Source organism: Pseudomonas folii (assembly GCF_014357575.1).
Lineage (GTDB): Bacteria > Pseudomonadota > Gammaproteobacteria > Pseudomonadales > Pseudomonadaceae > Aquipseudomonas > Aquipseudomonas folii.
Genome location: NZ_JACONW010000196.1, coordinates 1 through 8,624 on the forward strand (window position 1 = coordinate 1; position 8,624 = coordinate 8,624).

An 8,624-nucleotide genomic window follows, 5' to 3' on the forward strand; every position below is an offset into this window, starting at 1 on the left:
TCATTTCAAGGCTGGGGCATTTGTAAATGTCCAAAGCACATCAAACCGCAGCAGGCAATCGCACCACCGCGCACAACCCGGCAGGTGGGCGGTTTTCCAATACCAGTTCCCCACCATGAGCCTGAATACAGGCGCGGGCGATGGCCAACCCCAGGCCAAGCCCGCCACCCTGACTGATATCCGCCCCGCCGCGCCCCAATTGCACGAACGGTTCGAATACTTGGGTCAGCCAATCAGGTTCAATCCCCGGCCCATGATCGAGAATCTCCAGACGGATCATCCCGACGCCATCACGGCTCAGGCTGATCTGTGCGTCACCGGCATGGCGCAACGCGTTATCGATGAGGTTGGTCAACGCTCGCTTCAGCGCCAGCGGCCGACAGCGGCAACTGATCTGCTCACCGCCCTCCCACGTCACCGGCTGCTCCATGATCCGGTAACGTCGCGCCAGATCGTCGAGCATCTCGTTCAGCGATACCGTCACCGTCGCTTCCTGAACCGCATCGCCGCGCACGAAATCCAGCGTCTCGCGCACCATGGCCCGCAGCTCATCAAGGCTTTCCAGCATGTCATCGCGCAAAGGACCGTCTTCGATCAATTCAACCTGCAGACGCAGCTCAGTGATCGGCGTATTCAGGTCATGACTCACCGCCGCCAGCATTCGGGTACGACCTTCAACATGGCGGGCGATGCGCTCCTGCATCACGTTGAATGCGACAGTCAGGTCCCGGGCCTCCTGTGGACCAGACAGCGGCAGCGGCGCAATCCACTCGCCTCGGCTGACTCGCTCGGTCGCCTCGGCCAGCGTCTTGACCGGCTGTACGATCCGGCGCATGAAAAAAATCACAATCAGCAGAACCGGAATGGTCGTCACCGGCAAGGTGTAGGCCAGCAAACGGCTCCACTCATAGGCACCCGCCGGATGCTGCAAGGAATTTAACATCTGGCCATCGGGTAAAACGATGCTGGTGCGCAACCGCAGCGGTGCCCAGCCTGCACGGAAAAACACCGCCTCCCGGGCCGGGCCACCTGTGACTCGCTCCAGCTGGATATTCACCGCCATCTCCGGCGTCAGCGCCAGACGTGCGCGCAGTTCCTGCGCCAGACGCCGCTCTTCTTTGTGCATATCAAAAGGGCTGACCTCGGGCTGCCGGGCGATCCAGAAGCGCGCATCGTGCGTCTCCATGGTTGCCAGCACCCGGGACGCATCAGTCGCCGACAGCTCATGGGCGACGTGGTACGCCGTGGTCAATCGCTCAAGCGTCAGGGTGCGGGATAGCGGATGAATCAGCGCGCCGGTACGCTGCAAAAACAACATCGCGATGCCGTTGGATGCCAACAGCGCCAGCAGCAGAAGCAGGCCCAATTGATGGGTCATACGCTTGGGCCAACACCGGCTCAGCCACTTCACAGGTGTTGCACGCTGACATCCGCCGCCAGCATGTAACCGCCGCCCCAGACAGTGCGCAGCAATTGCGGTTGCAAGGGATCATCCACCAGCTTGCGACGCAGACGACTGATCTGGCGGTCGATGGCGCGATCATAAACATCACTGCCAGGACGCGCGGTCAGGTCCAGCAGACGCTGGCGATCAAGGGTCTGATTAGGATGTTTCAGAAATACCGTCAGTAGCCTGCTTTCGGCGGTGCTGAGCTGGACCTGGCTGCCGTCAGCGTGCAGCAATTGCTCGGTCGAGCTGATGAAACTCAGGCCAGCGAATTCGTAGCGCTGTGCCGATGAAGCACTCAACGCCTGATCGACGCTCACTGGCGTACCGCGCCGACGCAATACGCTGTTGATCCGTGCGACCAGTTCACGCGGCTCGAAGGGTTTGGTCACGTAATCATCCGCGCCCAGATCCAGCCCTTTCACCCGATCAGCCGAGGCGTCCCGAGCGGTCAGCAGGATCACCGGAATGTTGGCCCGGCGATGCAACATCCCGCACAGCTCAAAGCCGTCGCCATCCGGCAGCATCACGTCCAGCACCACCACATCAAAGGACTGCTGCTTGAGCAACTGCCACATCCCGGCCGCATCTTCAGCAGTGCGCACATCAAACGAATGACGACGCAGATACACCGCCAACGGATCGCGGATCTTGCGGTGATCGTCGACCACCAGAATGCGTGGCGGCGAAGGGTTGGCGGTGGGTTCAGCGCTCATTTCGTTCCTGATAGTGCACTCTTGGAGCTGACGCGGTGTTCTCAAGCTGCAAACACGGACCTCTGTGGATCGGTGCTTGCCCGCGATAAGGCTGGACGCGGTTCACTTTAGATCGCATCTGCCTTATCGCGGGCAAGCACCGATCCCACAAAAACAGCATTCCAGCTCAGATTGTTGTGGACATCCTGGTGGAGTAAACACATTTGCGGATGATTCCCATTAACGAGCCGCGATAATAGCCGATGCGCCACTATCAGGCACTCATTTGCAACGCTGTCGGCCTTCTGTGGTCCATGCCACTCCCATGGATATGGAAAAATATGTGTCCGCACGCGCCAGCGGCCCATCAAACCCCTGCCCGCGTCACGCCTCAATCAACTCCGGGCACGCTTTGAATCGCATTAACAGGAAGACCGATGCTTGAACTCGTTGCTGCTTTTATCTGCCTCACCTCGCTGCTCACTTATGTGAACTTTCGTTTCATCGGCCTGCCGCCCACCATTGGCGTCATGGTCACTGCGTTGATGTTTTCGCTGATCCTGCAAGGCCTGAGTTTCATGGGCTTTCCCGGTCTCGAAGAGCGCGTCCAGCAGTTGATCGGCCAGATCGATTTCGGCGATCTGCTGATGAACTGGATGCTGTCGTTCCTGTTGTTTGCGGGGGCGTTGCACGTCAACCTTTCGGACCTGAAAAGTTACCGCTGGCCCATCGGCTTGCTGGCAACCTTCGGCGTGTTGATTGCCACCACCGTGATCGGCACCTTGGCCTACTGGATCTTTGGCTGGTTCGGCTGGCACGTCAGCTTCCTGTACTGCCTGCTGTTCGGCGCACTGATTTCCCCGACCGACCCTATTGCGGTGCTCGGCGTGTTGCGGACCGCCAATGCGTCAAAGCCGTTGAAAACCACTATTGTCGGCGAGTCGCTGTTCAACGACGGCACCGCCGTTGTGGTGTTCACCGTGTTGCTGGGCATTGCGCAACTGGGTGAAACACCAACAGTGGGCGAAACCGCCATGCTGTTTGTCCACGAAGCGGTCGGTGGCGTGCTGTTCGGCGGCCTGATCGGCTATGCCGTGTACCTGATGATCAAGAGCATCGAGCAGTATCAGATCGAAGTCATGCTGACGCTTGCTCTGGTGATTGGCGGGTCGGCCATGTCCAGCGAGTTGCATGTCTCAGGTCCTATTGCGATGGTTGTCGCCGGTTTGATCATCGGCAACCTGGGGCGCAATCTGGCGATGAACGACATGACCCGTCGCTACATGGACGGCTTCTGGGAATTGCTCGATGACATGCTCAACGCGCTGTTGTTTGCGTTGATCGGCATGGAACTGTTGCTGCTGCCGTTCTCGTGGTCGCACATGCTGGCAGCAGGCTTGCTGGCGGTGGCGATTCTGCTGTCACGGTTCGTCACCGTTGCACCGGCCATTCTGCTCCTGCGTCGCTGGCGCACCGTGCCCAAAGGTACGATCCGCATCCTGACCTGGGGTGGTTTGCGCGGCGGCGTTTCCGTGGCACTGGCGCTGGCTTTGCCACTGGGGCCGGAGCGCGACTTGCTGCTGAGCATCACCTACATCGTGGTGCTGTCCTCGATCCTGTTGCAGGGGTTGAGTATTGGCAAGTTGGTCAAGGCGGTTACTCGTGGTGAAGCACAGCCTTCACAAGAGCAAAACACCGGTCACTAAAACGCCAGCGCATGGCCACTCGGCTCCCTGCTGAGTGGCCATGCGGCTTGAGAAGCGTGGCGTCAGGAAAACGTGCGCTTGGGGGCGGTCCTAGCGTGAGTGCAGTAAAGCGTAAGCCCGGTAAACGCCAGGCCACCCGCTAGATTACCGAGCACCGTCGGGATTTCATTCCAGACCAGGTAGTCCATGATCGAGAATCCGCCGCCCATGATCATGGCCGATGGGAACAGGAACATGTTGACCACCGAATGCTCGAAACCCATGAAAAAGAACAACATGATCGGCATCCACATAGCGATCACCTTGCCGCTCACAGACGTGGAAATCATGGCACCCACCACGCCCATCGAGACCATCCAGTTGCACAGCACCCCACGCAGAAAGATCGTCACCCAGCCCGCTGTGCCGTACTCGGCATAACCGAGTGTGCGGGACTCGCCAATGCTGGCGATTTTGTGACCAACAGCGCCAGGGTCTGCATTGAACCCGTAGGTAAAGACGAAAGCCATTATGAATGCGACTGTCAGCGCGCCTGCGAAGTTACCCAAAAACACCAGACCCCAGTTGCGCAGGATACCGTTGATGTTGACACCCGGACGCTTGTCGAGCAGTGCCAGAGGCGTCAGCACGAACACACCGGTCAGCAAGTCGAAGCCCATTAGATAGAGCATCGAGAATCCTACGGGGAAGAGCACTGCGCCCAGCAACGGCGAGCCGGTCTGAACCGCAATCGTCACCGCGAATACGGCCGCCAATGCCAGTATTGCGCCCGCCATAAACGCGCGGATCAGCGTGTCACGCGTTGCCATGTGAACCTTGGATTCACCGGCATCAATCATCTTGGTGACGAATTCGGAGGGGAGCAAATAAGACATTAGCGCTTTCCTTTTTGCGTACTTTGCAGTGCGCGTGGGCTCAGTGGAGGGTGTCGCTGTTACCAGGCGCGGTAAGGCAGGAATTTTCCGTTGAGGGTCACACGCACCCGATCGCCTTTGGGGTCTTCGACCTTGTCGACATGCATTGAAAAGTCGATGGCAGACATGATCCCGTCGCCGAACTTCTCTTGAATCACATCCTTGAGGGTGTCGCCATAAACGCCGACGATTTCATACAACCGGTAGATCATTGGGTCTTGCGGGATGGTTTGATCCCAGGTTTTTTTAGGGAACACGGTCAGTGCGCTAGCCACTTCTTCATCCACGCCCAGCACTTCGCAAATCCGCGCGGCGACTTCCGGCGTAGCGCTGTTCATGCCGTAGCACGCAGACGCCACCCATACCGAACCTTTTCCAACCGCCTCACCCAGTTCATCCCAGCTCATACCTTTGCGAGCCTTGGCAGCCATTAACAGGTGGTGCATCTCTGTTTTGTTCATCGCTCTGCTTCCTCTGAAAGATTCTGATCCGACGCGCCATCGCGCATCGTGTCTGACGAAGCAAGAGCGAAATCCATGCCACCCGCAGATTGATCCCTATCCATATGAAAAATATAGAAATTTCAGAAATCGATGTTCAGCCCGGTTTCGCGAAATCTCGTAAATCGCGATTTTTAGTGAAAATTTTCACGATATCTCGTACTTAATAGCGTTGCAGATCCGCTGATACGTGCTCGAAGAGGGCAACGAAATGCCGCAGAACATCGCAGACGAGGCGTTCGAACACGCACCGCTCCCCATGCTGATCATTGATCCGCCAGCGGACCGGCTTATCCGGGCAAATCGAGCCGCTCTGGCATTGCTGGGATGCGCTGAAACGGACCTGCGCGATAGACGTTTCAGTCATTTTCTGGGCGATGGATTACCGCACTGGGTCACCTTTACCGACGAGACGCTGACCCAAGGCTCGGCATGGTCGGACGACCTCAGTCTGTTGGATATCTCGCGAAGTCAGCATGCTGTGGAGGTCAGCTCCAGCGTACTGCCCGACGGCCGTCGCATCCTGCTGTTGCTTCAGGCGCGGGATATTCTGGAAAAGCGCCGCAATCGTTCCGAGGCCCGCCGCCAGCATCGACTTGGGCACGTAGGCTGGGAGCGGATTTCCCAGGTTTTCGAGCGCATTGAACGCCATAACAGACTGATTCTCGGCGCTGTTGGCGAGGGGATTTATGGCCTCGACACCAAAGGAGAGACGACCTTCATGAACCCGGCCGCCGAACGCATTCTTGGCTGGAATTCCAGTGACATGATCGGTCGTGACGCGCATCAGCTGTTCCATCACACCCATGGCGACGGCAGCCGCTATCCCGTTCAGCAATGCCCTATCCATGCCTCGTTCAGCGACGGTCACGTTCATCATGTCGATAACGAAGTGTTCTGGCACAAGAACGGTGAAGCCATCGCCGTCGAATACACCAGCACACCGATTTTCGAGATGGGAAGGCTGGTCGGTGCCGTGGTGCTGTTTTGGGACATTCGAGAGCGTCAGCAGGCAGAGCGCAGATTGCTGGAGGCGCTCAACGAGGTGGAACAGCTCAAACAGCGTCTGGAACTTGAAAACCAATACCTTCAGGAAGAGATAAAAGCGGAGCGTAACCATCACAATATTGTCGGTGAAAGCCCCGTCGTACTGCACCTGATCCGCCAACTGGAACTGGTCGCCCCCACTGATGCAAACGTGTTGATCAGCGGCGAATCAGGGACGGGTAAAGAGCTCATCGCCCGCGCCATTCATGCCAGCAGCCTGCGCAGCGATCGCCCGTTGATCAGGGTGAACTGTGCAGCGATTCCACGCGATCTGTTTGAAAGCGAGTTTTTTGGACATGTGAAGGGGGCGTTCACCGGCGCAGTCAGTCATCGCATCGGACGCTTTGAGCTCGCCGACGGCGGCACACTGTTTCTCGATGAAGTCGGGGAAATCCCTCTGGAGCTACAGAGCAAACTGTTGCGGGTATTGCAGGATCAGCAATTCGAGCGTGTGGGCGACAACGTGACTCGCGTGGTGAACGTGCGGGTTATTGCAGCGACCAATCGTGATCTGCACGAAATGGTCAAAGTGGGCGCTTTCCGGGAAGACCTTTACTTTCGCTTGAACGTATTTCCAATCAGATCGGTGCCACTGCGCGAGCGTGTGGGGGATATTCCTCTGCTCGCCAGCCACTTCCTCCACAGGGCACGCAAGTCGTTCAACAAACCGGGGGTAAGACTGCCAATTGCACAGCTGCAAGTACTGAAGCGTTATTCATGGCCCGGAAATATCAGGGAGCTGGAAAACGTCATTGAGCGCCAGATGATCGTCAGCCAGGACGGAGTTTTACGCTTCGATGATTTGATTCCGCAACCCCATATAGCCGTGAACACCGATCCCGCCGACACCATTGAACCCCTGCGCGATGAGCACCTGCAGCTGCAACTCAGAGCCAATGTCATAGCGATGCTCAAACGTACGGCAGGCAAAGTGTCGGGAGAAGGCGGCGCGGCGCAATTACTGGGGCTCAAACCTTCAACCCTTGCCTCGCGTTTACACAAGTGGGGCATCGACCCCAGGGTTTATAAAAAACGCCTTTAAAGACTGGTCAAGGCTACGGATCGAGCATCGACTGACCAGAGCCAGTCTTGAGCAAAAGTGCAGCCTGCAGCGCTTACCTGCTGTCATGCGTGACTCGATTGGCTAAGATGCCACGACCGCCAGCCCGTACTGGCGGTTATACCGAAGCTCAGGAGCACGCATGTCCAGCAAAGAGGAGATCGCCGTCGTTGGCGGCACACCGATGATTCCCGATCAGCGTCGGGAGTTGATGCTGCGTCAATTGCGTAAGCATCAGGTGCTCAGCGTGCATCAATTGGTGGAGATGTTCGATTGCTCGCACATGACCATCCGCCGCGACATTGCCTTGCTGGAACAGGAAGGCCGCGCCTATTCGGTTACCGGTGGTGTGCGCATCGCCAGCCAGTTGCACAGCGAGCCCAGCCATCAATCCAAAGCCGTGGTCGAGCTGCCGCAGAAGCAGGGTATGGCGAGACTGGCTGCCGGTTTGCTTCACGACGACATGACGATCTACCTGGATGCGGGCACCAGTACCCTGGAAATTGTCCCGCACATTGCGGCGCTGTCGGGCATGACCGTGGTGACCAACGACTTCGGTATCGTCAACGCACTCGCTGACGCAACCCATGTGGATGTGATCCACACCGGCGGCCTGCTCGATCACCCCAACCGCTCCTGCGTTGGCGGTCTTGCTGCCGCGACCTTGCGCCAACTCGCGACTGACATCGCGTTCATGTCCACCAGCTCCTGGGATTTGCAGCGCGGCACGACAACGCCTTCGGCGCTGAAGGTCGAGGTCAAGCAAGCCGCCATGCAATCCGCCTCGCAGACCGTGCTGGTGGCAACCAGCTCCAAGTACGGCACCTTCGGCATGTACAAGATCGCTGCGCTGGAACAGTTCGACATCATCATCAGCGACGCCGCCCTGGCTGAAGCGGCGGCGGACGGTATCCGCAAGCACCGGGTCGAATTGCTGTTGGCACCAGCGGCCGGGCAGCGCTGAATCATGGTCATCCGCTCGCTGCTGGTCGCCCTGGCCCTGCTGAGTGGAAACGCCCACGCATCAATGCGCTGCAACAGCGCGTTGATTGATGAGGGTGACCTGGCGGTGGAGGTACTGCGCAAATGCGGCCCGCCTGCCGAGCGCCAGATCACCCCGCCTGCACTGGCCACGAACGGCCAGTTGAAACACGGCGCTGTCACAGTCCAAACCTGGGTCTATGGGCCAGAGAACGGCATGTACCGCACCTTGCGGTTCATTGATGGCCGGCTCGTTCAGATCAAAGGCAGCAAG

At 58.2% G+C, this 8,624-nt stretch carries 8 protein-coding genes; 4 read left to right on the forward strand and 4 right to left on the reverse strand.

The window, feature by feature from the left end:
- Positions 1-40 precede the first annotated feature (40 nt).
- Positions 41-1,378 carry an ATP-binding protein gene (locus H8S59_RS24585; protein WP_187523108.1) on the reverse strand — a complete coding sequence of 446 codons (1,338 nt, stop codon included), beginning with the start codon at positions 1,376-1,378 and terminating at the stop codon, positions 41-43.
- A gap of 29 nt (positions 1,379-1,407) precedes the next feature.
- A complete protein-coding gene (locus tag H8S59_RS24590) occupies positions 1,408-2,163 on the reverse strand; it encodes a response regulator transcription factor (protein WP_095092717.1) in 756 nt (251 codons plus the stop codon).
- A gap of 416 nt (positions 2,164-2,579) precedes the next feature.
- Between H8S59_RS24590 and H8S59_RS24595 the strand changes: the two genes are divergently transcribed.
- Positions 2,580-3,848, forward strand: a complete 1,269-nt coding sequence (locus tag H8S59_RS24595; RefSeq protein WP_187523109.1) for a cation:proton antiporter — start codon at positions 2,580-2,582, stop codon at positions 3,846-3,848.
- Positions 3,849-3,910: 62 nt separating this feature from the next.
- On the opposite strand, the gene H8S59_RS24600 is transcribed toward H8S59_RS24595, so the two are convergent.
- On the reverse strand, positions 3,911-4,723 hold the full coding sequence (locus tag H8S59_RS24600) for a formate/nitrite transporter family protein (protein WP_187523110.1): 813 nt from the start codon (positions 4,721-4,723) through the stop codon (positions 3,911-3,913).
- 59 nt (positions 4,724-4,782) lie between these two features.
- Positions 4,783-5,223: a cyanase gene (cynS, locus tag H8S59_RS24605; protein WP_027902566.1), complete on the reverse strand. Its 441-nt coding sequence runs from the start codon at positions 5,221-5,223 to the stop codon at positions 4,783-4,785.
- 298 nt (positions 5,224-5,521) lie between these two features.
- Here cynS and H8S59_RS24610 point away from each other — a divergent pair, with 298 nt between their 5' ends.
- From H8S59_RS24610 to H8S59_RS24620, 3 genes are all read left to right on the forward strand, one after another.
- A complete protein-coding gene (locus H8S59_RS24610; RefSeq protein ID WP_425504605.1) occupies positions 5,522-7,351 on the forward strand; it encodes a sigma-54 interaction domain-containing protein in 1,830 nt (609 codons plus the stop codon).
- A gap of 160 nt (positions 7,352-7,511) precedes the next feature.
- Positions 7,512-8,333: a DeoR/GlpR family DNA-binding transcription regulator gene (locus tag H8S59_RS24615; RefSeq protein WP_027902564.1), complete on the forward strand. Its 822-nt coding sequence runs from the start codon at positions 7,512-7,514 to the stop codon at positions 8,331-8,333.
- 3 nt (positions 8,334-8,336) lie between these two features.
- The coding region (locus tag H8S59_RS24620) for a DUF2845 domain-containing protein (RefSeq protein WP_187523112.1) at positions 8,337-8,624 on the forward strand (288 nt) is incomplete at its 3' end.

Excerpts from the sequence above, each read along its gene's own strand:
- H8S59_RS24585 (WP_187523108.1), bottom strand. The coding sequence starts at position 1,378 with ATGACCCATCAATTGGGCCTGCTTCTGCTGCTGGCGCTGTTGGCATCC.
- H8S59_RS24590 (WP_095092717.1), bottom strand. The coding sequence starts at position 2,163 with ATGAGCGCTGAACCCACCGCCAACCCTTCGCCGCCACGCATTCTGGTG.
- H8S59_RS24595 (WP_187523109.1), top strand. The coding sequence starts at position 2,580 with ATGCTTGAACTCGTTGCTGCTTTTATCTGCCTCACCTCGCTGCTCACT.
- H8S59_RS24600 (WP_187523110.1), bottom strand. The coding sequence starts at position 4,723 with ATGTCTTATTTGCTCCCCTCCGAATTCGTCACCAAGATGATTGATGCC.
- cynS (WP_027902566.1), bottom strand. The coding sequence starts at position 5,223 with ATGAACAAAACAGAGATGCACCACCTGTTAATGGCTGCCAAGGCTCGC.
- H8S59_RS24610 (WP_425504605.1), top strand. The coding sequence starts at position 5,522 with ATGCTGATCATTGATCCGCCAGCGGACCGGCTTATCCGGGCAAATCGA.
- H8S59_RS24615 (WP_027902564.1), top strand. The coding sequence starts at position 7,512 with ATGTCCAGCAAAGAGGAGATCGCCGTCGTTGGCGGCACACCGATGATT.